The 26,235-nt window shown below is 69.5% G+C and carries 25 protein-coding genes and 1 rRNA gene; 21 read left to right on the top strand and 5 right to left on the bottom strand.

Features of this window, described 5'->3' with window-relative positions:
* The first annotated feature begins 159 nt into the window (after positions 1-159).
* From rrf to EUC46_RS09150, 20 genes are all read left to right on the top strand, one after another.
* Positions 160-277: ribosomal RNA gene (gene rrf, locus EUC46_RS09055) — 5S ribosomal RNA — on the top strand.
* A gap of 219 nt (positions 278-496) precedes the next feature.
* On the top strand, positions 497-2,062 hold the full coding sequence (locus EUC46_RS13390) for a hypothetical protein (protein WP_338324475.1): 1,566 nt from the start codon (positions 497-499) through the stop codon (positions 2,060-2,062).
* Between the two features lie 5 nt (positions 2,063-2,067).
* Positions 2,068-3,138, top strand: coding sequence for an HAD-IIA family hydrolase (locus EUC46_RS09065; protein WP_128773846.1), 1,071 nt, complete (start codon positions 2,068-2,070; stop codon positions 3,136-3,138).
* Between the two features lie 4 nt (positions 3,139-3,142).
* Positions 3,143-3,349, top strand: coding sequence for a hypothetical protein (locus EUC46_RS09070; RefSeq protein WP_128773847.1), 207 nt, complete (start codon positions 3,143-3,145; stop codon positions 3,347-3,349).
* Between the two features lie 10 nt (positions 3,350-3,359).
* Complete coding sequence (locus EUC46_RS09075) at positions 3,360-4,229, top strand: TlyA family RNA methyltransferase (protein WP_128773848.1); 870 nt, start codon at positions 3,360-3,362, stop codon at positions 4,227-4,229.
* 83 nt (positions 4,230-4,312) lie between these two features.
* Positions 4,313-5,200, top strand: a complete 888-nt coding sequence (locus EUC46_RS09080; protein WP_128773887.1) for an NAD kinase — start codon at positions 4,313-4,315, stop codon at positions 5,198-5,200.
* Positions 5,197-7,059: a DNA repair protein RecN gene (locus EUC46_RS09085; protein WP_128773849.1), complete on the top strand. Its 1,863-nt coding sequence runs from the start codon at positions 5,197-5,199 to the stop codon at positions 7,057-7,059. Before EUC46_RS09080 ends, EUC46_RS09085 begins: the two co-directional genes overlap by 4 nt.
* Positions 7,056-8,261 carry a putative cytokinetic ring protein SteA gene (gene steA / locus EUC46_RS09090; RefSeq protein ID WP_128773850.1) on the top strand — a complete coding sequence of 402 codons (1,206 nt, stop codon included), beginning with the start codon at positions 7,056-7,058 and terminating at the stop codon, positions 8,259-8,261. The genes EUC46_RS09085 and steA overlap by 4 nt, the downstream gene beginning before the upstream one ends.
* Positions 8,262-8,322: 61 nt before the next feature.
* On the top strand, positions 8,323-9,246 hold the full coding sequence (locus EUC46_RS09095) for a copper transporter (RefSeq protein ID WP_128773851.1): 924 nt from the start codon (positions 8,323-8,325) through the stop codon (positions 9,244-9,246).
* Between the two features lie 24 nt (positions 9,247-9,270).
* Positions 9,271-10,176 (top strand): hypothetical protein, encoded by a 906-nt coding sequence (locus EUC46_RS09100; protein ID WP_128773852.1) that lies wholly within the window; start codon positions 9,271-9,273, stop codon positions 10,174-10,176.
* The gene (murJ, locus tag EUC46_RS09105; protein WP_128773853.1) at positions 10,173-11,846 is read left to right on the top strand and encodes a murein biosynthesis integral membrane protein MurJ; all 1,674 of its coding nucleotides are present in this window, start codon (positions 10,173-10,175) and stop codon (positions 11,844-11,846) included. Before EUC46_RS09100 ends, murJ begins: the two co-directional genes overlap by 4 nt.
* Before the next feature lie 15 nt (positions 11,847-11,861).
* Positions 11,862-13,064 carry a glycosyltransferase family 4 protein gene (locus EUC46_RS09110; protein WP_128773854.1) on the top strand — a complete coding sequence of 401 codons (1,203 nt, stop codon included), beginning with the start codon at positions 11,862-11,864 and terminating at the stop codon, positions 13,062-13,064.
* Between the two features lie 352 nt (positions 13,065-13,416).
* Complete coding sequence (locus EUC46_RS09115; RefSeq protein WP_128773855.1) at positions 13,417-14,085, top strand: NUDIX domain-containing protein; 669 nt, start codon at positions 13,417-13,419, stop codon at positions 14,083-14,085.
* 254 nt (positions 14,086-14,339) lie between these two features.
* Entirely contained in the window at positions 14,340-15,071 is a 732-nt protein-coding gene (locus EUC46_RS09120) for a helix-turn-helix transcriptional regulator (RefSeq protein ID WP_128773856.1), read from the top strand.
* Positions 15,068-16,504, top strand: coding sequence for a Fe-S cluster assembly protein SufB (gene sufB / locus EUC46_RS09125; protein ID WP_128773857.1), 1,437 nt, complete (start codon positions 15,068-15,070; stop codon positions 16,502-16,504). The genes EUC46_RS09120 and sufB overlap by 4 nt, the downstream gene beginning before the upstream one ends.
* Before the next feature lie 64 nt (positions 16,505-16,568).
* Positions 16,569-17,831, top strand: a complete 1,263-nt coding sequence (gene sufD / locus EUC46_RS09130; RefSeq protein WP_128773858.1) for a Fe-S cluster assembly protein SufD — start codon at positions 16,569-16,571, stop codon at positions 17,829-17,831.
* Between the two features lie 43 nt (positions 17,832-17,874).
* Positions 17,875-18,624 (top strand): Fe-S cluster assembly ATPase SufC, encoded by a 750-nt coding sequence (gene sufC, locus EUC46_RS09135; protein WP_128773859.1) that lies wholly within the window; start codon positions 17,875-17,877, stop codon positions 18,622-18,624.
* A gap of 54 nt (positions 18,625-18,678) precedes the next feature.
* On the top strand, positions 18,679-20,007 hold the full coding sequence (locus tag EUC46_RS09140; RefSeq protein WP_128773860.1) for an aminotransferase class V-fold PLP-dependent enzyme: 1,329 nt from the start codon (positions 18,679-18,681) through the stop codon (positions 20,005-20,007).
* A gap of 2 nt (positions 20,008-20,009) precedes the next feature.
* Positions 20,010-20,480, top strand: coding sequence for a Fe-S cluster assembly sulfur transfer protein SufU (sufU, locus tag EUC46_RS09145; protein ID WP_128773861.1), 471 nt, complete (start codon positions 20,010-20,012; stop codon positions 20,478-20,480).
* 43 nt (positions 20,481-20,523) lie between these two features.
* Entirely contained in the window at positions 20,524-20,928 is a 405-nt protein-coding gene (locus tag EUC46_RS09150; protein WP_241655510.1) for a metal-sulfur cluster assembly factor, read from the top strand.
* Between the two features lie 124 nt (positions 20,929-21,052).
* Here the strand turns inward: EUC46_RS09150 and EUC46_RS09155 are convergent, their stop codons facing one another.
* The 3 genes from EUC46_RS09155 to EUC46_RS09165 all read right to left on the bottom strand — a co-directional run bounded on the left by EUC46_RS09155 (position 21,053) and on the right by EUC46_RS09165 (position 23,183).
* On the bottom strand, positions 21,053-21,538 hold the full coding sequence (locus EUC46_RS09155; protein ID WP_128773862.1) for a flavodoxin: 486 nt from the start codon (positions 21,536-21,538) through the stop codon (positions 21,053-21,055).
* 175 nt (positions 21,539-21,713) lie between these two features.
* Positions 21,714-22,670 (bottom strand): MerR family transcriptional regulator, encoded by a 957-nt coding sequence (locus tag EUC46_RS09160; protein WP_128773863.1) that lies wholly within the window; start codon positions 22,668-22,670, stop codon positions 21,714-21,716.
* A 111-nt stretch (positions 22,671-22,781) separates the two neighbouring features.
* Positions 22,782-23,183: a DUF488 domain-containing protein gene (locus EUC46_RS09165; RefSeq protein WP_206645949.1), complete on the bottom strand. Its 402-nt coding sequence runs from the start codon at positions 23,181-23,183 to the stop codon at positions 22,782-22,784.
* A gap of 161 nt (positions 23,184-23,344) precedes the next feature.
* Here EUC46_RS09165 and EUC46_RS09170 point away from each other — a divergent pair, with 161 nt between their 5' ends.
* Positions 23,345-24,391 (top strand): quinone-dependent dihydroorotate dehydrogenase, encoded by a 1,047-nt coding sequence (locus tag EUC46_RS09170; protein WP_128773864.1) that lies wholly within the window; start codon positions 23,345-23,347, stop codon positions 24,389-24,391.
* A 71-nt stretch (positions 24,392-24,462) separates the two neighbouring features.
* Here the strand turns inward: EUC46_RS09170 and EUC46_RS09175 are convergent, their stop codons facing one another.
* Together EUC46_RS09175 and EUC46_RS09180 are read right to left on the bottom strand one after the other, a co-directional pair.
* A complete protein-coding gene (locus EUC46_RS09175) occupies positions 24,463-25,470 on the bottom strand; it encodes an aldo/keto reductase family protein (protein ID WP_128773865.1) in 1,008 nt (335 codons plus the stop codon).
* Positions 25,471-25,599: 129 nt separating this feature from the next.
* A complete protein-coding gene (locus tag EUC46_RS09180) occupies positions 25,600-26,199 on the bottom strand; it encodes a DUF3043 domain-containing protein (RefSeq protein ID WP_128773866.1) in 600 nt (199 codons plus the stop codon).
* Positions 26,200-26,235 lie beyond the last annotated feature (36 nt).

The raw sequence follows: 26,235 nt of genomic DNA on the forward strand, positions 1-26,235 counted from the left end.
CAAAACACACTAGCGCCCACTATACGGTCCACAACACAACCCACCCACCCAGACACACGCCACAAACACAACCAAACACAAACACCAAGCACACACGAAACCAAACACCACAAACACACGCGACAAACACAAACACCACAATATGGATGGGGTGTGTGGTCCGGTGGTCATAGCGGGAGGGACACGCCCGGACCCATCACCGAACCCGGCAGCTAAGACTCCCAGCGCCCATGGTACTGCACACAACACCGTGCGGGAGAGTAAGACACCGCCGAACCACACACCCCAAAACACACAAAAACAACACACACCACGCTGTTTAAGAGCACGCCATGCACTCCCGTGCCATCTCGCAGCGATACTGCCATACTGTCCTGTGCCGCAGCGGGTCGCCACCGGGGGCGCCTGTTGGGAAGCCACGGGGAGTGCGCCGGTAGGCTAGCGCTACCGCGCCGCGCCCGACGAGGCACACGCGGCCCACCAAGAAAGAAGGACCATGGCCCAGGACAGGCGCGACTCCCATCACCGCTCTGGCGGCTCGCACAGCAATCGCCACGGCTTCGGTCCTCGCGACGACAACCGTGGAGGCCATCGCTCGGGGCCTGATGACGGCCAGGGCCGGCGTTATGGGGACCGTGACCACTTCGGCGGTCGCGACCGCTACAGTGAGGGTTCCCGGCGTGAGGGGAACCGGGCGGCGAGGGATTCCCGCGGCCGCAATGACGAGCGCCGCTATGGGCGTGGACGTGATGAGGGCGCGGACTGGCGTCGTAGCGGCAGGCGCCCGGACCGTCAGGGACGCGGCCATGACAGTGGGTATCGGCGCGAACGCCGTGATGGCGAGGAGTATCGCCCCGGGGACCATGATGGTGAGCGCAGCCGTGATGGTGAGCGCCGCTTCGATGGCCGTGGACCACGTCGCGAGAGGGACGAGCGTCGTGGTGAACGCGGCCGCTACGAGGGCGGTCGCGGCCAAGACCGTGGGCATGGGCGCGACTCCCGCCGCGACCAGCGCCCCCGGCCGCGTAACCGCGTCACCGCACCGCGCCTGCCCCAGGAGGTTACGGGCCAAGATCTAGAGGCGTCCGCCCGCCGTCAGCTGCGGGCACTGGGCCGGGCGAACGCGGAGAACGTCGCCCGCCACCTGGTCATGGTTCAGCGTCTCTTGGACACGGACCCGCAGGCCGCCTATGCGCACGCCCGCTATGCGGCCTCACAGGCCGGACGCATAGCCGTCGTCAGAGAGTCCGCGGGCATTGCCGCCTATCTCGCCGGCCATTACGCCGAAGCCCTACGCGATATCCGCGCCGCTCGCCGACTCTCCGGCTTCGATCTGCACCGTGCCATTGAGGCTGACTGTGAGCGCGCATTGGGCCGCCACGACCAGGCCCTCAAAGCAGCTCAAGGAGCCGACCCAGCCCAACTCGACGACGTCGAGGAGGCCGAGATCGCCATGGTGGTCTCGGGTATCCGCCATGAGACCGGTAATGATGAGCTTGGACTGATCGTCATTGAGGACGCCATCCGTCTTTTCCGTGGCGACCGCGAGACGCTGCGTCGTTTGCACTCCGTGCGCGCTGACCGCCTCCAGGACCTCGGCCGAGGCCAGGAGGCCGCCGCCATCCGCAGGCGTCTCGGATTGGATGAGGAGACGGCCGAGACGATTGAGGAAGAGGTTGAGGTCTTCGACCTCGTCGATGACTATGAAGAGCAGGAGGCGGCCAGGGCGGCTCAAGCCCATGGTGACCAGGACACCGTGGACGAGCAGGCCGGCCAGGAGACCGACCCCGGCCGGGGCTCGACCCCGGAGGCGGCAGTAGACGCCGACTCCCAACGAACCGGCTCTCAGAACGCTGATCTCCAGCATGCGGATGAGCCGGATGAGGACGCCGCCTGGTCGGCCGACTTCGCCCAGCGCGTCGAAACCGAGATGGCAGAGCTCCTGGGAGAGGAGCAGGACACGGCCCCCACTCCAGAGCCGGAGCCCGGCCCAGACGGCATAGACCAGGTGGAAACTGGGACTGTAGCCGCCGAGCCCGCCGTCGACGACGAGAAGGATTGACCCCCATGACCCGGCCCACCGACGCCCCCACCTGCGACCTACTGGGTAGCGACCGGCCACTGGCCGCTACCTACGACGTGGCCCTGCTCGACCTCGACGGCGTCTGTTTCGCCGGAGCTGCTCGCGTCCCACACGCCGCTGAGGGGGTCAACGGCGCCCGGGCCCAAGGCATGCGACTAAGTTTCGTTACCAACAATGCCTCGCGGGCCCCGAGCACCGTGGCGGACAAGCTGGCCGCCAACGACATTGAGGCCCACCCCAGCGAGGTCTTCAGCGCCGCCATGGATGGCGCCGCCCTCCTGGCCGAGCATGTTCCCACGGGGTCATCAGTGCTGATCGTCGGCGGCGACGGCTTGCGCCAGGCCGTTCTCGACGAGGGTTTCACCATCGCCGAATCCGCCGCAGATCATCCCGCGGCAGTAATCCAAGGCTGGGACGCCTCCGTGGATTGGGCCATGCTCTCAGAGGGCCTCTACGCCATTACCGATGGGGCTCTGCACGTGGCCACCAATCTGGACGCCACCCTGCCCACCGAGCGGGGTTTCGCCCTGGGCAACGGAAGCCTCGTGGCGGCCCTGGCCAACGCCAGCGGCAAGCAGCCCCTGGCCGGCGGCAAGCCCTTCCCCGGCATCTACCAGCGCGCCCTGGCCCGCTCAGGCGGCACACGCCCGCTGGCAGTAGGCGACCGGCTCAACACAGACCACGTCGGGGCGCGGGCCGCCGCCATCCCCGGCCTGCACGTCCTGACCGGCGTGTCCACGGCCCGCGACGTCATCCTCGCCGTCCCCGCCGAGCGCCCCAGCTACCTTCACACGGACCTGCGCGGCCTCCTGGAGCCCCACCCGGTTCCGGAGCGCATTACTGTCGACGCCCTGGATTGGTGGAAGGTCGGCGGTGAGTTGGCCCGCGTCCACGACGACCGACTGGTCACCAGCAGCCACGGGGTCCTGGACGGCGACGCCGTCGTCCTGCCGCTGGACACCTACCGCGCCGCCGCCTGCGCCGCATGGGAGCACGCCGATGCCCAGGGCGCCGCCGGCACTGCGCTGCGCGTCCCCAGGATCACGGTGGCCTGACCCGGTGAGCCATCCCGTGACCACGGAGCAGGACGGACTACCGGACCCCAACCCACGCCCCACGCCCCACGAGGGCGCCCTCACCGGGCACCTCGTGGACCACAGTGCCGGCCTTACCGCCCTCGCCTCCCTGCCCCTGGCGGAGCAGGCGGCCGCCCTGGACGCCATCCGCGCAGAGCTCGCCTCTACGCTGGACCGGGCCGAGAGCTGAGGCGCCCAGCATGGCGCGTCTGATCCGCATTGACTCCGAGCTTGTCCGCCGCGGCCTGGCCCGCTCACGCACCCATGCCGCCCAGCTCATCGCCGACGGCTGCGTCACCCTCGACGGCGCCCCGGTCGCCAAGCCCGCCCGTCAGGTCAACCCCGCTCAAGCCATCGAGGTCGCCACGGAGCCCGAGGACGACTATGTCTCGCGCGGCGCCCGCAAGCTCGCCGGGGCCCTGGACGCCCTGGAGGCCCGTGGCCTGGCCCCCCGCGTCCGCGGACGCCACTGCTTGGACGCCGGCGCCTCCACCGGGGGCTTCACCGACGTCCTTCTGCGCCGGGGGGCGGGGCACGTGGTGGCCCTCGACGTCGGCTACGGCCAGCTCGCCTGGTCCCTCCAATCCGACCCCCGCGTCACTGTCATGGACCGCACCAATGTGCGCACCCTGACCTCCGGCGCCCTCACCCCCGCGCCCGGCCTGGTTGTGGGTGACCTGTCCTTCATCTCCCTGACCCTGGTCCTGGAGCCACTCGTGCGCGCCGCCGCCTCCGACGCCGACCTCCTGCTCATGGTCAAGCCCCAATTCGAGGTCGGCAAAGGACGCCTCGAGCGCGGCGGAGTCGTACGCGACCCCGCCCTCCACATCGAGACGGTTCTGACGGTCGCTGAACGCGCCCACGCTCTGGGACTGGGCATTGACGCCATTACGGCCTCCCCCCTGCCGGGCCCGGCCGGCAATGTCGAGTACTTTCTGAACATGCACGCAGGCCGCGCGGGCCACCCCGCTGACCTCACTGGAGACGACCTTGCCGCCGAGACCGCTCGCGCCGTCGCCGAGGGGCCGGCCAGTGCCCCGACAAGACACACGACGAGGGAGAGGCGATGACACCCGCACTTGTGCAGCAGGGCGCTCAGCCCACCGACGACGTCGCCCGGCCCGCGAACGAGCACCTACCGGTCAAGCGGGCCATGATTGTTCAGCGCGACCTCAACGACAAGCCCGTGCCCCCCGACCGCAGAGGGAGCTCAGCCTCCACCGCCCAGGCCGTGGCCCGAACCGAGGCCGCCCTGCGCGCCCACGGCGTCGAGCCGGTCCTCCTCGGAGAGCCCACCCAGCCCGGCGAGATCGACTTCGTCATTGTCCTGGGCGGGGATGGCACTATTCTGCGGGCCTGTGAGGAGGCTCGGGAGCACGACGTCCCCCTGCTGGGGGTCAACACCGGCCGCGTCGGTTTTCTGGCCGAGGCCGACCCGGAGGCAGTCGAGAAGGTCGTGGCCGACATCGTTGCCGGGCGTTACCAGGTTGACAAACGCATGACCCTCGACATCGAGGTTGAGAACCCCGGGGGAGTCATTACCCGGGACTGGGCCCTTAACGAGGCCGCCCTGGAGAAGTGCGACCGTGCCCGCATGATCGAGTTGGCCATTGGCGTCGATGGGCAGGCCGTATCCTCTTTCGGCTGCGATGGCCTCGTTATGTCAACACCCACCGGTTCAACCGCTTACGCCTTCTCCGGCGGCGGGCCCGTCATCTGGCCTGAAGTCGAGGCCCTGCTGCTGGTCCCCCTGGCCGCTCACGCCCTGTTCACCCGGCCCCTAGTGCTCGGCCCCGACAACTGCCTGGAGGTCGTCATCCAGTACACCGGGTTCGGCGGCGCCGAGATTTGGTGCGACGGGCGGCGCAGCCAACTCGTGGGCGCCGGCTCCCGCATCCGCGTCACTCGCTCGGCGCGCCCCGTGCGGCTGGCGCGCCTCAACGACGCCCCCTTCTCCACCCGCCTGGTGCGCAAGTTCAGCCTGCCCGTCGAAGGATGGCGAGCCGCAGCATCCCGCGGTAGGGGCAGGAGCCCGCGGTGATCGACTCCCTCCACATCGAGGACCTGGGGGTCATCGAGGAGGCCGACCTCGCTTTCGGTGCGGGGCTGACCGCCCTAACCGGTGAGACCGGAGCGGGCAAGACCATGGTCCTGACCTCTCTGGGCCTGCTGCTGGGGCAGCGCGCGGAGTCCACCGTGGTGCGTGCGGGGGCCGACCGGGCCCTCGTCGAGGGGGCCTTCACTGTCGCCCCTGCCTCGCGGGCCGCCGAGCGGGCCGCCGAAGCCGGCGCCGAGCTTGATGAGGACCTTCTCCTGGCCTCCCGCACCGTGCCCGCTACCGGCCGCTCACGCGCCCACCTGGGGGGACGTGCTGTTCCCTCCTCAGTCCTGGGGGACGTCGGCGCCCACCTGGTTTCCGTCCACGGCCAGGCCGACCAGCTCCGACTGCGCTCACCCGCGGCCCAGCGCACCGCCCTTGACCTGCTCGGCGGCAGCGAGCATGCTGCGCGCTGCCGCCGCTACGCTCAGGCCTACCGCGCCTGCCGCGAGGCCGCAGCCCGCCTGGAGGACTGGGAGTCCCGCACCAGTGAGCGCGCCGCCGAGACCAGCCGCCTGCGCGCCTGGCTGGAGTACCTGGAGGATCTCGCCCCCAGCGCCGGGGAGGATATCGCCCTGACCCAGGAGGCTGAGCGCCTCGATCACGCCGAGGACCTGCGCCGGGCCGCGGCCATCGCCATCGCCGCCCTGACCGGAAGCGAAGACGGCGCCGACGAACCGGAGACCATTAGCCTGCTGGCCGGAGCCGAACGCGCTTTGACCCAGGTCTCCGACCTTGACCCGGTCCTGTCCGAGCTGGCCGCCAGGATCCGCCAACTCGGCATTCTGGCGGCAGACATTGCTGCGGATCTGGGCGACCACCTCGCCGGGATAGACTCCGACCCCGCTCGCCTGGCCTGGGTCCAGGACCGCCGCGCCGAACTCGCCCGCGCCTGCCGGGAGATCGGGGGGGCCGCCACGCAGATCGACAGTGTTGACGCCCTCATGGAGTGGGGGCGAGCCGCCGCCGCTCGCCTGGAGGAGCTCGACGGCCCCCAGGACACCGCCGCCATCTTGCGTCAGAACCTGGAGCAGGCTCGGGCCGGGCTCCTCAGCGTCGGGCGGGAACTCACCGGAGCGCGCCAGGAACTGGCCCAGCGCCTAAGTGCGGAGGTCACCGCCGAACTGACCGGTCTGCAGATGACGGGGGCGCGCCTGGTCGTTGACCTGGAGGCCCTGCCCGAGCCCGGCCCCACTGGCCTGGAGTCAGTCGCCCTGCTGCTGGTTGCTCACCCCGGGGCCCCGGCCCTGCCTTTGGGGAAGGGCGCCTCCGGCGGGGAACTCTCCCGTATTATGCTCGCCCTGGAGGTGGTCCTCGCCGACGCCGCAGCCGGCCGTGGCCCGGGCGCCGGCCCAGAGACCGCCCCGGCCGGGCAGCCGTATGGACGGGGCGCTGCGGACGCGTCGGGCAGGGGCGCTGACGAGCGTGTTCCTCCTCATAACCGGACCCTGGTTTTTGATGAGATTGACGCCGGGGTCGGCGGGCGCGCCGCCAGGGAGATCGGACGACGACTCGCCCGCCTGGCCCGCAGCCACCAGGTGGTGGTGGTCACCCACCTCGCCCAGGTCGCCGCCTGGGCCGACACCCATCTTGTGGTCCACAAGGAGACCTCCGCGGACTGCGCCCCACCCGGAAAGCAGGCTGCAATCACGCGCACCCGCACCAGTGTGACGGCCGTGACCGGCAAGGCCCGTGAGCGCGAGCTGGCTCGAATGCTCTCGGGGCATGAGGACTCCCAGGCCGCGGTGCGGCACGCCGCTGAGTTGCTCGCAGAGGCAGCCATGGCACAATCCCAGACGTGAGGAACCCGTTCCGCAGGCAGGCGGCGTCGGATCCGGACCGCCTCGGTGGTCCGGTCCGGGTCGACGCGCGCACCAAGAAGCTCACCAAGCGGCTCCAGCCCGGAGACATCGCCGTCATCGACCACACCGACCTCGACCGGGTCGCCGCCGAGGCCCTGGTGGAGTGCAAGCCGGCGGCGGTCCTCAACGCCGCCCCGTCGGTGTCCGGGCGCTATCCCAACCTGGGGCCCGGCATCCTTGTTGAGGCTGGCATCCCCCTGGTTGACGACCTGGGACCCGACATTATGCGTCTGCGCGAGGGCCAGCGCGTTGTCGTCGAGTCCGGTGTGGTGGCCCTCAAAGACAAGGGCACTGTCGTCGCCGAGGGCACCGTTCAGACCCGTGAGAGCGTCGAAGCCTCCATGGAGGAGGCTAAAGCCGGCTTGGCGGTCCAACTGGAGGCCTTCGCCGCCAACACCATGGAGTACATGCGCAAGGAGCGCGACCTGCTCCTCAACTCCGTGGGCATGCCCGACATCACCACCGACATTAACGGGCGGCACGTCCTGGTGGTGGTGCGGGGGTACTCCTACAAGGAGGATCTTCAGGCCCTCAAGCCCTATATTCGCGAGTACAAGCCCGTCATTATCGGGGTTGACGGCGGCGCCGACGCGGTCCTGGAGGCCGGCTTCAAGCCCGCCATGATTGTGGGCGACATGGATTCGGTGTCCGACAAGGCCCTGACCTGCGGTGCCGAGATTATTGTCCACGCCTACCGTGACGGCAGGGCGCCAGGCCTGTCCCGCGTGGAGGACCTCGGTGTGGAGCACAGCGTCTTCGCCGCCACCGGCACCAGCGAGGACATAGCCATGCTCATTGCCGACGAGGCCGGCGCCGAGATCATTGTGGCGCTGGGCACGCACGCCACGCTGCTGGAATTCCTCGACAAAGGGCGCGCCGGCATGAGCTCGACCTTCCTGACCCGCCTCAAAGTCGGGGGGCGCCTCATTGACGCCAAAGGCGTCTCCCGCCTTTACCGCACCCGCATCTCCGGCTGGCACCTGGTCATGCTGGCACTGGCGGGCCTGGTTGCGCTGGTCGTCGCCCTCATGGCGACCCCGGCCGGGCAGACCTTCCTGGGCCTGTCCGGGGCCGTGTGGGACGACCTCATTGACTTCTTCCGTTCGCTCGTGGGCCTATCCCCGAGCACCCCCAACGTCTGACGGCTCCAGGACCACAAGGACCCACAAGGACCCACAAGGACAAGGACTCAAGGCCTTCACCATGATCGACTTCCGTTACCACCTGGTCTCACTCATCTCCGTGTTCCTCGCCCTGGCGGTCGGTGTCGTGCTGGGAGCGGGGCCCCTCCAGAACTCCCTGGGCACCGCCCTCAACGACCAGGTCACCTCCTTGCGCACCGACCGCAATTCGCTCCAGGCCAAACTCGAACAGACCTCGACGGCCGTCAATGAGCGCGACTCCTACATCGCTGCCGCCGCGCAGTCCTTCATCCCCGGCACCTTGACCGGGCGCAGCGTCGCCGTGGTGGTCATGCCCGAGGCGAAGGGGGAGGACATTGACGCGGTGATCGCGCAGATCGAGGCGGCCGGGGGCACCATTAACGGCCGCTACCAGGCGACGACCGCCTGGGCGGACGTTTCCCGCGAGACATTCCGCTCCACCTACTCCGGGCAGTTCACCGGCTACATGGACTCCGTTTCCTCCACCGACGGCAACACCATCCTCGGTCAGGGCCTGGGCGTGGCCCTGACCACGGAGGGGGACAAGGCCTCGGCTCTCATGGACCTGCTCACCGCCTCCGAGACCCCTCTGATCACCATTGACGCCACGGCCACCGGTGCCGCCAACGCCATTGTCGTCATTGGCCCGCGCTCAACGACCGCCGGGAGCAACAAGGCCACCGCCTCGGCCGACAGCGGCCAGGACCCCTCCGCCTGGTCCTCCGCCCTGATCGGTACCGCCACCGCGGCCACTACCGTGGTCGTCGGTGCCGCCGACGCGCCGGGCGACGTCGTCGCCACCCTGCGCTCCGCAGACGCCGCCGTGACCACTATTGACTCCGTCGGCCAGGTCACCGCCGCCGTGTCCACCCCGCTGGCACTGGCGGCCACCGCCGCGGGCACCACCGGCGCCTACGGCTTCGACAATGGCGCTGACGCCGTCATGCCGCCCACCGCCTCCTGAGGCCCGTGGGCCTACGCTGCACCCATGAGACCAGTGACCCGCCTCCGGCCACGCATCACCGTCGCCGCGCTCAGCGCCGCAGCCACCCTGGGCGGATCCGGGGCGCTTGCGGCCCTGGGGCCGCGTCAGTGCCGCAAGCACCTAGAGCGGAGCAACTTCCACGGCCGCGCCGTGAGCCTGCGCGGCGGCATTGGGGCCGCTGTCGGCGCCACTGCCGCCGGCTCCATCACCGGCCGCTTGACCCACCCCCAGGTCGGGGCGCGCCACAGTGCGGCCGCCGTCGTCGCCGTGGCGGCCGCCGGCACCGCAGGGCTGGTCGATGACCTCGACGCCGGCGCCCACGACGGCGCCGAGGTCGCCAAGGGCCTCAAGGGGCACCTGGGAGCCCTGGCTCAGGGACGCGTGACCACCGGAGTCCTCAAGATCGCCGTCATCGGTTCGGGCGCCATGGTCGCCGGGGTACTCCTGGCCCGCTCCCGTGCCGCAGGCAAGACCCTGCCCGCCATTGCCACTGACGCCGCCGGCAGTGCGGTGGTTATTGCCTCATGGGCCAATGTGCTCAACCTGCTCGACCTGCGCCCGGGCCGCGCCCTGAAGGCCACGGCGCTCATGGCCGCGCTTCTGGCGGCATCCCCCGGCCGCGCCGCCACCACCACCCGACTGCTGGCCGCCGGGGCCCTGGGCGCCGCCGCAGCTGCGGGGCCCGAGGACCTGGCCGAGCGCACCATGCTGGGAGACACCGGCGCCAACGCCCTGGGAGCCCTCGTGGGCACCGCCCTGGCCGCCCACCCCGACGCCCGGCTGCGCGCCCTGGCCGCCACCGGGGGAGTGGCCCTGGTGCTGGCCAGCGAGAAGGTGTCCTTCACCCGGATCATTGAGTCCACCCCCGTGCTAGCGGCCCTGGACTCCCTGGGACGCCGCCCTTCATGAGCGCACCCGCCCGCCGCCCGGGCCTGCTCACACTGACCGGGAGCGTCGCGGGGCTGACCCTCGTCTCCCGTGTCCTGGGCTTCGTACGCTGGATCGTCCAGGCCACCGCCGTGGGCGCGGGCACCGTCGCCGGCGCCTACGCCACCGCCAATCAGATCCCCAACGTCCTTTACGAGGTGGTGGTCGGCGGGGCCCTGGCGGCCACCGTCGTGCCCTTGCTGGCCTCCGCCGTGGGCGCCGGGAGGCGCGCCGAGGCCGAACGCACCGCCAGCGGCCTACTGGGCCTGGTGCTGGTGATCCTGGTTCCCCTGTCCCTGCTCCTGGTCGCCCTGGCCACTCCCCTGGCCGGCCTCCTTCCCGCCTCCCAGGGAGTCGACCCCGATCTCCAGCGCCGGCTCGTAGCCGACTTCCTGCGCATGTTCGCCCTCCAGGTGCCCCTGTACGGGGTCGGCGTGGTCCTTACCGGAGTCCTTCAGGCCCACCACCACTTCACCTGGCCCGCCCTGACCCCGGTCCTCTCCAGCTTGGTGGTCATGGCCACCTACGCCCTCTACGGGCACATGTCGGCCGGCGCCCCGGATGGCGCCGTCCCAACCGCGGCCCTCCAGGTCCTGGGATGGGGGACCACGGCGGGCGTGGCCGCCCTGAGCCTGCCCCTGCTGTGGCCCGTGCGCAGACTGGGCCTGCGCCTGCACCCCACCCTGCGCCTGGGCGGGCGCCAGACCCGCCGCGTCTTGCGCCTGGGCGGTGCCGGCCTGGAAACTCTCCTGGCACAGCAGGCCAGCGTCGTCGTGGTCCTGGCCCTGGCGCGTGCCGGTGGCCAGACCGGTACCGTGGCCGTCTACCAGTACACCCAGGCGATCTACGTTCTGCCCTATGCGGTGCTGGCCGTGCCCGTGGCCACGGTCCTGTACCCGCGCCTGGCCGCCGCTTTCGAGGCCGGCACCCACAAGGCGGCGCCCGGCGCGGGCCCAGCAGTGGATCGAGCCGCAGCCCCGCCCGCCACAGCACGGGCCTTGACCGCCTCATCGACCGCCCTGGTCACGGCAGTGGCCGTGGCGGGGGCCGGCATGCTCCTGGCCGCCTCAGCCGGCGCCGAACGTTTCTTCACCCTCCTGGCGCCTGTGTCCGGCATGGGGGCCGCGTTGGCTGCCATGGCCCCCGGGCTTGTCGGCTATGCCCTGATCTACCAGGTCACCCGCGTCCTGTTCGCCTCCGACCACGCTCGCGAAGCTGCCCGGGCCACCATGCTGGGCTGGCTCACCGTCGCCGGCGCCTCCGCCCTGGCCGTACGGCTGGCGGCGCCGGCCGGCGGCGACGGGGCCGCCACCCTCATCGGGCTGGGCATTGGTCAGAGCACTGGCATGGGCGTGGCCGGGATCGGCCTGGCCCTGGTCCTGGCCCGACGCCTGGGGGCGGGCGTGCTGCGCCCCACCGGGCGGGTCCTGGCCTTCGGTGCGCCCGTGGCCATGGCGGCCGGGCTCGCCTCCCGGACCCTGAGCGCAAGAGTGCCCTCAACGGTCGGGGCGGTCGGTGCCGCGATCGTGGGCGCTGCGCTCGTGGCCGCAATGGCGTTGGCGGCCATCCATGTGGCGGACAGGCGGCTCTTGGGCTCCCTGCGCCGCCACAGCACCACAGACCCCACCAGCCCTCCCGGTGAATCCCGGTGAAGTAAAGGAGCATCCATGAGCGACCCCCCCGCCGAGCCGGATCCCGCCCAGGGCGCCTCGGAGGGCGCCGCCGAGGGCCCCGCCCCGCTTCGACGTCGCGTGCTGCTGGTAGCGGGCATGGCTTCCGGAGGGGTGCGCAACCACCTCGCCCAGTGCGCCCGTCTCCTGTCCGCCCCCGGCCACGACGTCATTGTTGAGGCCCCCGCCCAGGTTCTGGATGGCCTGGATGCGGGATGCGCCCGCTGCGAATCACTGGCCATCGGCTCGCGCCCCTCGCTGAGTGACAGCGCCGTCGTGGCCCGCCTACGACGGCTGGGGGGCAGGGCTGACGTCGTCCACGCCCATGGCTTGCGCGCCGGAGCACTGGTGGCCCTGGCCCTGGGACGACGGCGCCCCGGTCGCACCCGCCTGGTGGTCACTCTTCACAATCTCACCGTCGGCGGGTCCCCGGCTCGCGCCCTGGGCGCTCTCTTGGAGCGGGTTGTTGCCGCCCGCGCCGACCTGGTGTTGGCGGTCAGCCCGGACCTGGCCGAGCGGGCCCGGCAGCTGGGGGCCCGTACTGTCGAGCTCGCCGTCGTCCCCGCTCCCGAGCCCCGCCCCTCCATGCCAGGTGCGGGCGATGGGCAGACGGAGCCCGATGCCCGGTCCGAGGGTGGGCCGGTGGCGCCCCCCTGGCCCCCAGGGCACCGGCGGGTCCTCACAGTGGCGCGCCTGGCCCCTCAGAAAGGGACCGACCTGCTCCTGGAGACCGCCGGCCTTCTGGCGGCGCGCGTCAGTGCCGGGCAACTGGACGCTTTGACATGGGCGGTGGCCGGTGACGGACCGCAGGAGCAGGCGGCCCGGGCGCAGATGGAGGCCGAGGGGCTACCGGTGAGGCTGCTGGGCCGGCGCGAAGACATACCGGAGCTCATGGCCGCGGCCGACCTCGTGGTGCAGACCAGCCTGTGGGAGGGCCAGCCCCTGACCGTCCAGGAGGCCCTGCGCGCCGGGGCCGCCATAGTCGCCACCGACGTCGGCGGCACAGCGGTGACCGCGCGAGGCGGGGCCACGCTGGTGCCCGCGTGCGCGGTGGCGCTCGCCGACGCCATCGCCGCGCTCCTGGGCGACCGGGCCGCCTGGGACCAGGCCCGCGCAGACTCCGCACTGGCCGCCGCCGCTCTGCCCACTGAGGCTGACCTGGCGGCTCAACTGGAGGCGAGCCTGCTGACCGCCTCCTGATTACTGGTAATTCATTACTGGTGATTCACTGGTGATCTACGGGAGAGCCGTGCCGGTCATACGGCGGACTGCGGTCGTGACGTCCGTGCGACGCCACTACCGTGAGTTCTTGGAGTCGGCGGGCCCGCACATGACCGGTACGTTCCCGGACGGGCGCCTCACCGAGTTCATTGAGCTTGACCGTTCATCATCCCTACTACCTCGTCACCCGGGCCCACCCCCGAGTTCAAGTCCCGGCCCACCTGCGCCCATCGTTCGTGGGGTTGATTAAGGCGGGTCTGGAACGTCAACGTCAGGTTCACGCCCCCCGCCGCGTCCACGGCGATGGTGGCGTCCTCAGCCAGGAGAAATCATGAACACAACATCCCCCCTCGCCGACCAGCGTGAAGACCGCCTGGTGGTGAGTCACGAGCGGGTCTGGTCCGGTCCGATTTTCGCCGTCGACGCCGACCATGTCGGGCTTCAGGAGGGTCAGGAGCCGGTGGCGCGCCAGGTCGTGGCTCACCATGACGCCGTCAGCGTCGTTGCCCTGCGCGAAGGCCCCAGCTCCTCCCAGGGGGATGCCGCCGCCGAGGTTCTCATGGTGCGCCAATACCGGCACCCGGTGCGCGCTGCCCTGTGGGAGATTCCCGCAGGGCTGCTGGATGAGCCGGGGGAGGAGCCCTTGGCCGCCGCCCAGCGCGAGCTCGCCGAGGAGACCGACTATGCGGCGGCTCGCTGGCAGGTGCTGGTCGATATGTACGCCTCGCCCGGATTCACCACCGAGGGCCTGCGCGTTTTCCTGGCCCGCAACCTCACTGTGCTGCCGCAGGATCAGCGGACTGTGCGGGAGGATGAGGAGGCCGAGTTCGTGCCCACCTGGGTGCGGTTGTCCGACGCGCTGGAGGCTGTCATGGGCGGGCGCATCCACAACCCCTCCACCGTTGTCGGCCTACTGGCCCTGGCTCAGGCCCGGTCCCGCGACTACGAGGGTCTGCGGGCCCCCGACGCCCCTTGGCTGCGCAGCCCGCAGAGCCTGTAGGCAACCCGCCAATAACCAAACCGGTAGAAAATACCCTCCCATATAAGGCGGATCTACGGGAGGGTGGCGTGCTTGACGCCACGTAGTGACACTCTGTCCGGGACTTGCGGCCCACGAATATGGGAACGATGATCTTGGGTAAAGTTGGTGCTTGACGTCGAGCGTCGGACGGTCCGACCTCCAGCCGCGGCGTCCGGCGGCGGTCTGGCCCAGGTCGCCGGACGCGCACCGTCCCGACGCGGAGAGGAGCAACCATGACCCATGGCGACGACGACTCCACCCGCGCCCGGGTCCTTGACCTCATTGTGGAGAAAGGCCCGATCACTGCCGCCCAACTCGCCAAGATCCTCAAGCTCACCCCCGCGGCTGTGCGTCGTCACATTACCGCGCTGGAGGAGCGCCACGAGATCGAGGTTCACAGCCTGGCCGGATCCGGCAAGCGCGGACGCGGCCGCCCCGCCCGGCACTACGTGGCCACCCGCGAGGCGCGCACCACTTTCGCTGAGGGATACGCCGACCTGGCCACCCGCGCATTGGGATACCTCTCCCAAGTCGCCGGGGAAGAAGCCGTGGACTCCTTCGCCGCCGTGCGCGGACGAGACCTGGAGCGCCGCTACCGCGGCGTCGTCGACGCCGCCGGGAAGGACCCGGCCGACCGCGCCCTGGCCCTGGCCGACGCCCTGACCCTGGACGGCTACGCCGCCACCGTGCGCGATGTCGGTGACGGCACCTATGCTATTCAGCTCTGCCAGGGCCACTGCCCCGTGCGCGACGTCGCCGACCAGTTTCACGAGCTGTGCGACGCCGAGACCCAGGCGTTCTCCCGCCTCCTGGGTGTGCCGGTGCAGCGCCTGGCCACCTTGGCGGGCGGCGAGCACGTGTGCACCACACACGTCCCCATTGCGATACCCGCGCTTCGTAAGCGCGCCGTCCGCGCCTCAGATACGCGGGGCCCTCGACCCCGGCGAACGGAAGGAACCCGATGACATCACCCACGACCGCCCCTGCGCGCAGCGACGACGAGATCATTGACTCGATCTCGACGGCCTACGAGTTCGGCTGGCACGACTCCGACGCGGCCGGCGCCAACGCCAAGCGCGGCCTGGACGAGCAGGTCATCCGTGAGATCTCAGCGATCAAGGGTGAGCCGGAGTGGATGCTTGCCAGGCGCCTGAAGGCCTACGAGGTCTTTCTCCGCAAGCCCATGCCCACATGGGGCGTGGATCTGTCCCAGTTGGACCTTGACGCCGTGAAGTACTACGTGCGCGCCACCGACCGCCCCGCCTCCTCCTGGGACGCCCTGCCCGAGGACATCCGCGCCACCTACGACCGCCTCGGCATCCCCGAGGCCGAGCGCGAGCGCCTCGTGTCGGGCGTGGCCGCCCAGTACGAGTCCGAGGTCGTCTATGAGCAGATCCGTGAGGACCTCACGGCGCAGGGCGTCATCTTCGTGGACACTGACACCGCCGTGCGCGAGTACCCCGAGCTCGTGCGCGAGTACTTCGGCAGCGTTATTCCGGCCGGTGATAACAAGTTCGCCGCCCTTAACACCGCGGTGTGGTCCGGCGGCTCGTTCATCTACGTCCCCAAGGGCGTGAGCGTCGAAGTCCCGCTCCAGGCCTACTTCCGTATTAACACCGAGAACATGGGTCAGTTCGAGCGCACGCTCATCATTGCCGACGAGGACTCCTACGTCCACTACGTTGAGGGCTGCACCGCCCCCATTTACTCCACCGACTCCCTGCACGCCGCGATCGTGGAGATCATTGTTAAGAAGAACGCCCGCGTGCGCTACACGACCATTCAGAACTGGTCCAACAACGTCTACAACCTCGTTACCCAGCGCGCCACCTGCGCCGAGGGCGCCACCATGGAGTGGGTGGACGGCAATATTGGCTCCAAGCGCAATATGAAATACCCCGCCGTTTTTCTCATGGGGCCCCACGCCCGCGGCGAGGCCCTGTCCATTGCGTTCGCCGGCGAGGGCCAGCATCAGGACACCGGCGCCAAGATGGTTCACATGGCGCCACACACGTCCAGCCACATCGTCTCGAAGTCGATCTCCCGGCAGGGCGGCCGCTCAGGCTACCGCGGCCTGGTTCAGATCATGAAGAACGCGCGCCACTCCAAGTCCAACGTGTTGTGCGACGCACTGCTGGTCGACGAGATCTCGCGTTCGGACACCTACCCCTACGTGGACGTGCGCACCGACGACGTCGAAATGGGCCATGAGGCCACCGTCTCCAAGGTCAGCGCCAACCAGCTCTTCTACCTCATGCAGCGCGGATTGAGTGAAACCGAGGCCATGGCCACGATCGTGCGCGGCTTCGTGGAGCCCATTGCCCGCGAGCTCCCCATGGAATACGCCCTGGAACTCAACCGCCTCATCGAGCTGCAGATGGAGAACTCGGTCGGCTGAGGGCCATCCGATCGACACCGCCTCACCCCCGACCCCGCCGGCAGCACCGGCACAGGAGCCCCACATGCCAGACCTGACCACCGACCACTCCCGCGCCGCTCTCGAGGGCGCCCACAGCCACGGGGCGCCCGCCGCGGCGCGCTACGTCTCCTCGCGCGCAGACCGCCCCACCTCCTTCGACCCCGCCGACATCCCGGTCCCTCACGGGCGCGAAGAGGACTGGCGCTTCACCCCCCTCAAGCGCTTCGCCCCCCTGTTCGATCTTGACGCCGTGGGCGCCGGCACCGCCGCCTGCCCGACAGCAGTCGCAGTCCGCGTCGACGCCCCCCAGGGCGTTACCGTCGAAGCCCTCGACCGCGGCGATGATCGCCTGGGCACCGTCGGCGCGCCCGTCGACCGCACCGGTGTCGTCGCCTGGGCCGCTTTCCAAAGCTCTACCGCCCTGACCCTGGGCGCTGGGACCGCACTGGGGCGTGCTGCGCGCGTCACCGTGCTCGGACAGGACCCCGGGTTGGAGAACCCGGCCGCCTCGCACCTTCTCATCGTCGCCGAGAAGGACGCCACCGGCACCGTGATCCTTGATCACGTCGGCACCGCGGCCCTGACCCAGACTGTTGAGGTTGTTGTCGCCGAGGGCGCCAACCTCACCCTGGTCACTGTCCAGGGCTGGCAGGATGAGGCCGTCCACGCCTCCAACCACCGTGTGCGCCTTGAGGGCCGCGCCACCCTCAAGCACGTCGTCGTCTCCCTGGGTGGTGACGTGCGCATCGCCTCCGACTTCGGCTTCGCGGGCGAGGGCGGCCACATTGACGCCTACGGCGTCTACTTCACTGACGCCGGCCAGCACCAGGAGCACCGCCCCTTCGTGGCCCACACCGAGCCGCACTGCTACTCGCGCGTGACCTACAAGGGGGCCCTCCAGGGGGAGAACGCCCACGCCGTGTGGGTCGGGGACTGCCTCATCGGCTTTGGCGCCCGCGGCACCGACACTTACGAGCTCAACCGCAACCTGGTCCTGACCGAGGGCGCTAAAGCGGACTCCATCCCCAACTTGGAAATCGAGAACGGCAATATCGAGGGCGCGGGCCACGCCAGCGCCACCGGTCGTTTCGACGACGAGCAGCTGTTCTACCTGCGCGCCCGCGGCATCCCCGAGATCGACGCCCGCCGCCTAGTGGTACTCGGCTTCTTCAACGAGATCGTCACCGAGATTGGCGTACCCGAAGTCGAGGAGCGGCTTATGGCCGCCATTGAGAAGGAGCTCGAGCTCACCGGCCTCATTGCCGCCCGCGCCGGCGCCGAGATGGCCGATCCCACCCAGGCCTGAGGGCCACCCCGACGCACCCAACCCATCGTCCGAAAGAGCACTGATGAGCACCCTCCAGATCTCCAACCTCCACGTCCAGGTCGCCACCAGCGATGGCCCCAAGCCGATCCTCAACGGCGTGGATCTGACCATTGCCTCCGGTGAGGTCCACGCCATTATGGGCCCCAATGGTTCAGGTAAGTCCACTCTGGCCTACTCCATCGCCGGTCACCCCGACTATGAGGTCACTGAGGGCGAGGTCTTCCTCGACGGCGTCAATCTTTTGGAGATGTCCGTGGACGAGCGCGCCCGTGCCGGCCTCTTCCTGGCCATGCAGTACCCGGTCGAGGTCCCCGGGGTTTCGGTGGCCAATTTCCTGCGCACCGCCAAGACGGCCCTCGACGGCAAGGCGCCCAAAGTCCGCCAGTGGGTCGGCCAGGTCAACAAGGCCATGGAGAACCTGCGCATGGATCCCGCCTTCGCCCAGCGTGACGTCAACACCGGCTTCTCCGGAGGGGAGAAGAAGCGCTTCGAGATCCTCCAGATGGAGCTCCTGCGCCCCCGCTTCGCCGTCCTGGACGAGACCGACTCCGGTCTGGACATTGACGCCCTGCGCGTGGTGGCCGAGGGCGTTAACCGACTCCACGCCGAGTCCGACGCCGGCTTTATGCTCATCACCCACTACACGCGCATTCTGCGCTACATCAAGCCCGACTTCGTCCACGTCTTCGTCGACGGCCGTGTGGCCGAGGCCGGCGGCCCCGAACTGGCCGACCGCCTCGAGGCCGAGGGCTACGACCGTTTCCTGGCCTGAGCGGTCGGCTACGGCGCCCCCACCACCCAATGACCGCCCAGGAGGCAATGTCCCATGACCGGCTCCCATGCCGCGCCCCTCAGCGCCCAGGAGAAAGCAACTATCCGGGCCGACTTCCCCTACCTGGCGCGTCCGGCCCGCAATGGCGAGGTACTGGCCTACCTGGACTGGGCGGCCACCAGCCAGAAGCCGCAGGTGGTCCTTGAGGCCGCCGACCGCTTCTACCGCATGAGCAACGGGGCCGCTGGGCGCTCCACCTACCAGATCGCCGATGAGGCCACCGACGCCCTGGCCGATGCCCGCGATGCCGTGGCCGCCTTCGTGGGGGCGCGCGGCAGCCAGCTCGTCTTCACGAAGAACGCCACCGAGGCCATTAATCTGGTGGCCCTGGCCATGAGCCACGCCAGTGCCGGGCGCCCCGCCTCTCGCGGGGGCGCACCGGCCGACGACGCCGACCCGGCGCGCCGCCTGGTCATCGGTGAAGGCGATGAGGTTGTGGTCACTCGCGCCGAGCACCACGCCAACCTCGTGCCATGGCAGGAGTTGTGCGCGCGCACCGGCGCTTCCCTGCGCTGGCTGGACCTCACCGCCGACGGGCGCATTGACCCGGCCACAACCCGGGTTATCACCGAGCGCACCCGCGTGCTGGCCTTGGGGCACGCGGGGAACGTCACCGGGGCCCTGGCCCCCCTGGAGCAGATCCTGCCGGCCGCGCGCGCCGTGGGCGCCCTGATTCTCCTGGACACTTGCCAGTCGGCGGCGCACCTGCCCCTGGATTTCGCGGCACTCAGCGCTGCCGGGGTGGACGCCATGGTGCTCTCCAGCCACAAGATGCTCGGCCCCACTGGCATTGGGGCGCTGGTGGCCACCGACGAGTTATTGACGGCCATGCCGCCGGTACTCACCGGGGGCTCGATGATTGAGGAGGTCACTATGGAGGCCTCCACCTATATGGCCCCTCCAGCCCGCTTCGAGGCCGGCAGCCAACCCTTAGCGCAGGCCGTCGGCTGGCAGGCGGCCGTGGACTACCTGGGGGCGATTGGCATGGACCGCCTTGACGCCACCGAGCAGCTCCTAACGGAGCGACTTCTGGCGGGGGTCGACCAGGTGCCCGGCCTCAAACTGCTGGGGCCGGCCGAGAGCCGCGACCGGCTCGGGGTCCTGGCCTTCACCATTGAGGGCGTCCACCCGCACGATGTCGGCCAGGTGCTCGACGCCGCGGGCGTCGCGGTGCGCACCGGCCACCATTGCGCGCAGCCGATCCACGCCCATTTCGGCGTGCACGCCTCCTCCCGCGTATCCTTCGGACCCTGTACCACCGCCGCGGAGATTGACCGTTTTCTGGAGGCGGCCTCGGCGGTGCACCGCTATTTCAAGAGGTGACTATGAACGAACTCGACCAGCTGTACCAGCAGGTCATTCTCGACCATTCGCACGAGCGCCACGGGGAGGGTCTGCCCGAGGCCCCCGACGCCACCAGCCACCAAGTCAACCCCACCTGCGGGGACGAAGTGGACTTGGCCGTGCGCGTCGAGGGCGGGCGCATTGTCGCCCTGGGCTGGGAGGGGCAGGGGTGCTCCATCTCCCAGGCCTCCATTTCTGTCCTGCACGACCTGGTTGACGGCGCCGATCTGGCCACTGTCGCCCGCCTAGCCGAGGACTTCGACCTGCTCATGCACTCCCGGGGCAGGGGAGTAGACGATGCGGTGCGCGATGAACTGGAGGACGCCGCCGCTTTCGAGGGCGTCTCTAAGTACCCCAACCGTGTCAAGTGCGCCCTGCTGGGCTGGATGGCCCTGAAGGACGCCCTGGCCAAATCCGGCGTCGCCCTGCCCCAGCCTGCGGGCGCCCGGTGACCGGAACCAAACCACACGTCCCGCCTAACCCGAGGAGCCACCAATGAGTCAGACACCAGCACCAGACCCGATGGCCTCCAGTCCCAGTGCGCCATCCAACCCCATGGCCGCCCAGCACGCCCCTGCCCTGCCCGCCGACCCTGCGGACGTGGCGGTCGTGGAGGAGGCACTGCGCGACGTCATTGACCCCGAACTGGGGATCAACGTTGTTGACCTGGGGCTCCTTTACGGGGTGTCCATTGAGGCCGACGGGACTGTGGTGCTCGACATGACCCTGACCACCGCCGCCTGCCCGCTGACCGATGTCATTGAGGAACAGGCCCAGCAGGTCCTCAGTCGGATCACCGACAAGGTGCGCATCCAATGGGTGTGGCTACCGCCATGGGGCCCGGACAAGATCACCCCTGAGGGCCGTGAGCAACTGCGCGCCCTGGGCTTCAACGTCTAACCCCCGTCCCCTCCAACAAAATCCTCACAGCAGGGCATCCACGGACGCTGTGCTGTGAGGATTTTGTTGGAGGGTGGCCGGTGGAAGGGAGTCCGGTGGAAGGGGTGGCCGGTGGGGAGGGCGGTCAGGCGGTGGTGAGCGCACGGCCCCAGGCACGGGCCTGCTCGGTCTCGCCGTCGGCCGGGCCCTGGTCGGTGACCAGAAAGCTGCGCACAGAGGTAACGGTTCCGGGACTCCGCCTGCCCAAGGCCCTGGCAATCCGCTTCGCCGCCGAACCGGAGATCCACGACCGTGAGGTGACTGTGTCGAGAGCGGCCACACGCACACCTTGCGAGATGGTCGCGGTCTCCAGCCACTCGCGAATGCCGGACTCGGCGCCAGCACCACCTCTAGCCCGGGCTGAGCGCCTGGACGCCGGAGTCGGCAGGCCCCGGTTGTGGGTGGGGGCAGCCAGAACGAGCAGGGAGATGTCATCGGGAATGACCGTCTGCGCCCGGGCGGCCGGGATGACGTCGGCCTGAGCACCACCCTGCCGCAGGCCGGCGGCAACCTCCTCGACCAGGGCGGCGGTGGCTCCGAAACAGGACTCCACGATCAGCAGTGCTTTCACGGCTATCTCCTTCCAGGTGCGTCCGGCGCGCGGACAGCGGCGCGTTTAATGCGTGGCGGATGACCGGGGCCCGGGGCCCGTACCCGCATCCCATTTTCAGGTGTGACGCCGCGTCACAGGCAAGGAAGAGCCGTTGGGGCCGAGCACCGCAGGCCCGTGCCCGCTGGGCCCCGCATTACTCCGCCTTGCTCCACCGGTCAATGGCCTCCAAGAGCCGCCTTTCCATTGCCGCACCCAGGCGAGCATCGAAGGGCTCAACCCTGGAGGCGAGGCGGAAGAAAGAGCGCACCGCCTCCTTGTCCACGCTGCGGGCCAGGGCCCTGAGCCGCTCCGGTCTCAGCACGGTCTCAATGCGCCGAACATTGACATCGGCACGCTCCCCGACCTGCTCGTCGGACAAGGCGGAGGCGTCCTGCCCATAGGCCTCCAAGATGGAGGCGTCATTCTCCGGCTGCGGATCGAAGAAGAGGAACTCGGCCTCGGCCGGCATCTGGCCCCGATAGCAGGCCAAGTCGGTGACATCGCGCTCGCGGCGCACGGCGGCGCGGGTGTGCTCGTCGGGAGCAGCGGCTTCAAGGCGGTCGAAGAAAACCACCATGCGCGTGGGCATGGGGGAGACCGTCAAGCCCTCACGGGCGCGCTCCAACAGCGCCACGAGCATGTCGCGCTGGCGGGCGGTGTCGGCCAGGTGCTTCTCAACCGCTTTCAGGGCCCCTGCCAGATCGACGGCAACACGGTCCCGCTTCCCATCGCGGCAGGCGCCGTCGGTGCTTTCACGGTTCTCGTCCCCGCCGCCGTCACCGCTGTTGTCGCTGTTGTTGCTGTTGTTGCTGTCGGCGTGCCGATCACTGGAGGTGGCCGCCGGCGAGTCAGCCGCGTCGGCGCTGCTCCTGCCGCTGACCGCCGGTTCTGCGGGAGCCCTGGCGTCAGCGTCGAGGATGCGTGCGATTGAACCTAGCGGCACCCCGGCCTGGACCAGCCAGCGGATGCGCGAGAGCCGTGCCACATGGGTTAGCTCGTAGTCTCGCCAGCCTCCCCGCACCGGGGGCACCGGCAGAAGTCCCAGGGAGTGGTAGTAGCGCACGGTGCGCACCGTGGTTCCAGTCAGCTCAGCGATCTCGGCGACGCGCATGGACGCAGTCTCACACAATGGTGCAGGCCTACGACGGCGCAGGCGTATGGTCCTGAGCCATGTCGGACGCATAGGCGCCACACCGTGCGCACCAAGAGTTGCGCACCACCTCTAGAGCACGTCTTCCGGCGAGCCCAGAATGGCCGCCCGGAGTACGCGCCCATGACAGTGAATGCGATCCTTGGCCGCGACCAGCAGTGTGACCCGGCCCGCGAGCGCCTCAGCGCGCAGGCGCCCCACGGCGCCAGCCGCCTCCGGGTCGCCGTCCAGTTCGGCCCGGTAGGCCGCCGCGAACTCCTCCCAGGACAGATCCCCGGCATGGAAGGCTCGGCGCAGGGCGGTCGACGGCGTCGCATCCTTGGCCCACTCGTCCAGGGCGGCACGTTCTTTGCTCACGCCCCGGGGCCACAGCCTATCCACCAGGACCCGCCTGCCGTCCTGCGCATTGGGCTCATCCCGGACGCCCTTGATAACAACGTTCTCAGGATCGGGCAGCTTCTCAGGCGCGTTCATAGCCACTACGGTAGACACCCGCCCGCCTAAGCGCATCGGCGGCGCCGACGATCACGCGACCGGCCCTGCCCGCGCCGGCGGCCCTGCCTGTGCCGGCGGGCGAGAGGATCGGCGGCCCCGCCCGGGGCCGAGCGGTGGGTTTTCGCGGGTAGTCTGGACCCGTGCTCTACGACCTGCTGTACAAGACCGTCCTGACGCGTATTGACCCCGAGGTGATCCACGACGTGTGCATGGACGCCATTGAGGTGACCAGCAAGGTCCCGATCCTGCGCGACGCGGTCCGCCAGGCCTGGGGGAGGCGCCCCGTCTTCCCGGTGCCCAGTGCCAACCAGGGCGGTCCTTTCGCCCGCCCGGTGCCTGGGCTTCTAGGGCTGGCCGCCGGCATGGACAAGGAGGGCAAGGCCATCGAGGGCCTGGATATGCTCGGCTTCGGCTTCATCGAGGTCGGCACCTTCACGGCCCAGGCTCAGGACGGCAACGACAAGCCGCGCATGTGGCGCTACCCGCGCACCCGCGCTGTGCGCAACTCCATGGGCTTTAACAACTCCGGGGCCGACGAGGCCGCCCGCCGCCTGCGCCGCCTGCGTTCGACCAAACGGGGTCGCAGCATCGTTGTGGGCGTCAACATTGGCAAGACCAGGACCACGCCCCTGGACGACGCCGTGGCGGACTACCGCTATTCCGCTTCCAAGGTGGCCCGTTGGGCCGACTACCTGGTTGTCAATGTCTCCAGTCCCAACACCCCGGGCCTGCGCAGCCTCCAGAACGTCGAGGCCCTGCGCCCCGTTCTCGCCGCCGTACGACAGGCCGCCGACGAGGCCGCATACCGTCACGTCCCCCTTCTGGTCAAGATCGCCCCCGATCTGGCTGACGAGGATATTGACGCCGTCGCGGACCTGGTGCTGAGCATGGGACTGGACGGGGTGGTTGCCACCAACACCACCATTGACCACGACCTGGGGGAGGGGGGACTGTCCGGGGCGCCCTTGCTGCCGCGTTCCCTGGAGGTGGTGCGCCGCCTGCGCGCCCGCCTGGGGGAGGAGCCGACCATTATTGGCGTGGGCGGCATTAGCTCGATTATGGACGCCGAACTCATGCTGGACGCCGGGGCGAACCTGCTCCAGGCCTACACCGCGTTCATCTACAACGGCCCGGCCTGGCCCGGGCGGCTCAACCGGGCCCTGGCCACCATCCGCCCACCGCGCTGAGCGGGGCCGCCCAGAGCCGGCTACTTACGGCGGAGGACCCGGGCCGGCCCATTGTGGGCCGGCCCAGCGCCTCAGGCGGGCCGTTTCTCCGGGGAGACCGTTTTAGCCGGGTCGCGCTCAATGACCCCGGCCAAGGCGGCATCGATGGCCTGAAGGACGTCGGCGTCCAGTTCCACGCCGGAGGCCTTGACCGTCTCCTCCAACTGTTCGGGGCGTGAGGCGCCCACAATGGCCGCCGAGACGTCCCGGTTCTGCAGCACCCAGGCGATGGCCAGCTGAGGCATGGTGAGACCCGCCTGCTCGGCCACGGGACGCAGCTTCTGGACGGCGGTGAGGACGTCCGCGCGCATCCAGCGCGAGATCATCTTCTGCCCGCCTTTGTCGTCGGTGGCGCGCGAACCGGCCGGCGGCTCCTTGTCCGGCAGGTACTTGCCCGACAGAACACCCTGGGCCATGGGCGACCACACGATCTGCCCCAGGCCCAGTTCCCGGCTGGTGGGCACGACCTTGTCCTCAATGACACGCCACAGGGCCGAGTACTGGGGCTGGTTGGACACTAAACGGAATCCCATCTGGACGGCCAACTCGGCGCCGGCGCGGATCTGCTCGGCCGTCCACTCCGAGACGCCAATGTAGAGAGCCTTGCCGGAGCGCACCACATCGGCGAAAGCCTGCATGGTCTCCTCCAGCGGGGTCTCATAGTCGTAGCGGTGCGCCTGATAGAGGTCCACGTACTCCAGGCCCAGGCGGCGCAGTGAGCCGTCAATGCCCTCCATAATGTGCTTGCGCGACAGGCCCGCATCGTTGGGGCCCTTGGGGCCAATGGGCCAGTAGACCTTGGTGAAGATCTCCAGGGACTCGCGACGCTGGCCCGCCAACGCCCGGCCCAGCACCTCTTCCGCGGCGGTGTCGGCGTAGACGTCAGCGGTGTCGAAGCTGGTAATGCCCAGGTCCAGGGCGCGGTGCACGCAGGCCAGGGCGGTGTCGGTCTCCACCTGGGAGCCGTGCGTGAGCCAGTTTCCGTACGTAATCTCCGTGATCTTCAATCCAGATGAGCCAAGACGCCGGTAAGCAACCATGGCACCAGAGTAGAAGACTGGGCGGCAGGGGAACAGCATGAGCCCTGGGGCCCTCGGGGCCGCGCAGCTTGCGCGGGCCCGCTGCCCAGGAGCGGATCACCACCTGTTGGCGGTGGCTGCTGCAGGCTCCTAGGAGGGGTACTCGCGGCGCCCCACCTGGGGGGCGGGCTGGCGAAGACGGCGTATGTTGAAGCAGCGGCCGAAGATGTACCAGAAGATCAGGCCCTGCTTGGCGAGCTTGTCCTGACCGAACTTGGCCCGTAGGCGCTTGCGCAGCGTGAGCCAGCAGATGATCGTGTCAATGATCGAGGCGAAGAACAGCAGGTAGATAATGAGCGTCCCAGTCAGGGTCACCGTTGCGGTACGGGATTGCAGGGTGAAGGTCAGCACGAGGAGTACTACCACCAGGGGCATGAAGGTCTCGCCCAGCGAGTAGCGGGCGTCGATGTAGTCGCGGATGTAGCGCTTGATGGGGCCTTTGTCCCGTGCCGGCAGGTAACGCTCCTCGCCGGTGGCCATGGCGCGGCGCTGGTTCTCCCAGGCCTCATTGCGTTTGGCGGCTGCTTCTCTCTTGGCGGCCTTGCGGTCGGCGGGCACCACCGGGTGCAGCTTGCGGGCTTGGGCGACTTTACGCTTGGGGGTGGGGCGCCCCTTGCCACCGACTTTGGTGGGGGGCGTTGGCGCGGCCTGGGGCTCCGGGGCTTTGTCGCGCTTCTTGAACAGTCTCACGCAGCACAGGGTACCGGCTCTCCCGCGCTACGCTGA

The organism is Actinomyces oricola (genome assembly GCF_004104015.1).
In the GTDB taxonomy this organism is placed as follows: Bacteria; Actinomycetota; Actinomycetes; order Actinomycetales; family Actinomycetaceae; genus Actinomyces; species Actinomyces oricola.

Excerpts from the sequence above, each read along its gene's own strand:
- EUC46_RS09175 (WP_128773865.1), bottom strand. The coding sequence starts at position 25,470 with ATGGTTGCTTACCGGCGTCTTGGCTCATCTGGATTGAAGATCACGGAG.
- EUC46_RS09065 (WP_128773846.1), top strand. The coding sequence starts at position 2,068 with ATGACCCGGCCCACCGACGCCCCCACCTGCGACCTACTGGGTAGCGAC.
- EUC46_RS09165 (WP_206645949.1), bottom strand. The coding sequence starts at position 23,183 with ATGAACGCGCCTGAGAAGCTGCCCGATCCTGAGAACGTTGTTATCAAG.
- EUC46_RS09120 (WP_128773856.1), top strand. The coding sequence starts at position 14,340 with ATGACCCATGGCGACGACGACTCCACCCGCGCCCGGGTCCTTGACCTC.
- EUC46_RS09110 (WP_128773854.1), top strand. The coding sequence starts at position 11,862 with ATGAGCGACCCCCCCGCCGAGCCGGATCCCGCCCAGGGCGCCTCGGAG.
- EUC46_RS09075 (WP_128773848.1), top strand. The coding sequence starts at position 3,360 with ATGGCGCGTCTGATCCGCATTGACTCCGAGCTTGTCCGCCGCGGCCTG.
- EUC46_RS09095 (WP_128773851.1), top strand. The coding sequence starts at position 8,323 with ATGATCGACTTCCGTTACCACCTGGTCTCACTCATCTCCGTGTTCCTC.
- sufU (WP_128773861.1), top strand. The coding sequence starts at position 20,010 with ATGAACGAACTCGACCAGCTGTACCAGCAGGTCATTCTCGACCATTCG.
- sufB (WP_128773857.1), top strand. The coding sequence starts at position 15,068 with ATGACATCACCCACGACCGCCCCTGCGCGCAGCGACGACGAGATCATT.
- murJ (WP_128773853.1), top strand. The coding sequence starts at position 10,173 with ATGAGCGCACCCGCCCGCCGCCCGGGCCTGCTCACACTGACCGGGAGC.
- sufC (WP_128773859.1), top strand. The coding sequence starts at position 17,875 with ATGAGCACCCTCCAGATCTCCAACCTCCACGTCCAGGTCGCCACCAGC.
- EUC46_RS13390 (WP_338324475.1), top strand. The coding sequence starts at position 497 with ATGGCCCAGGACAGGCGCGACTCCCATCACCGCTCTGGCGGCTCGCAC.
- EUC46_RS09150 (WP_241655510.1), top strand. The coding sequence starts at position 20,524 with ATGAGTCAGACACCAGCACCAGACCCGATGGCCTCCAGTCCCAGTGCG.
- sufD (WP_128773858.1), top strand. The coding sequence starts at position 16,569 with ATGCCAGACCTGACCACCGACCACTCCCGCGCCGCTCTCGAGGGCGCC.
- EUC46_RS09100 (WP_128773852.1), top strand. The coding sequence starts at position 9,271 with ATGAGACCAGTGACCCGCCTCCGGCCACGCATCACCGTCGCCGCGCTC.
- EUC46_RS09140 (WP_128773860.1), top strand. The coding sequence starts at position 18,679 with ATGACCGGCTCCCATGCCGCGCCCCTCAGCGCCCAGGAGAAAGCAACT.
- EUC46_RS09115 (WP_128773855.1), top strand. The coding sequence starts at position 13,417 with ATGAACACAACATCCCCCCTCGCCGACCAGCGTGAAGACCGCCTGGTG.
- EUC46_RS09080 (WP_128773887.1), top strand. The coding sequence starts at position 4,313 with ATGATTGTTCAGCGCGACCTCAACGACAAGCCCGTGCCCCCCGACCGC.
- EUC46_RS09160 (WP_128773863.1), bottom strand. The coding sequence starts at position 22,670 with ATGCGCGTCGCCGAGATCGCTGAGCTGACTGGAACCACGGTGCGCACC.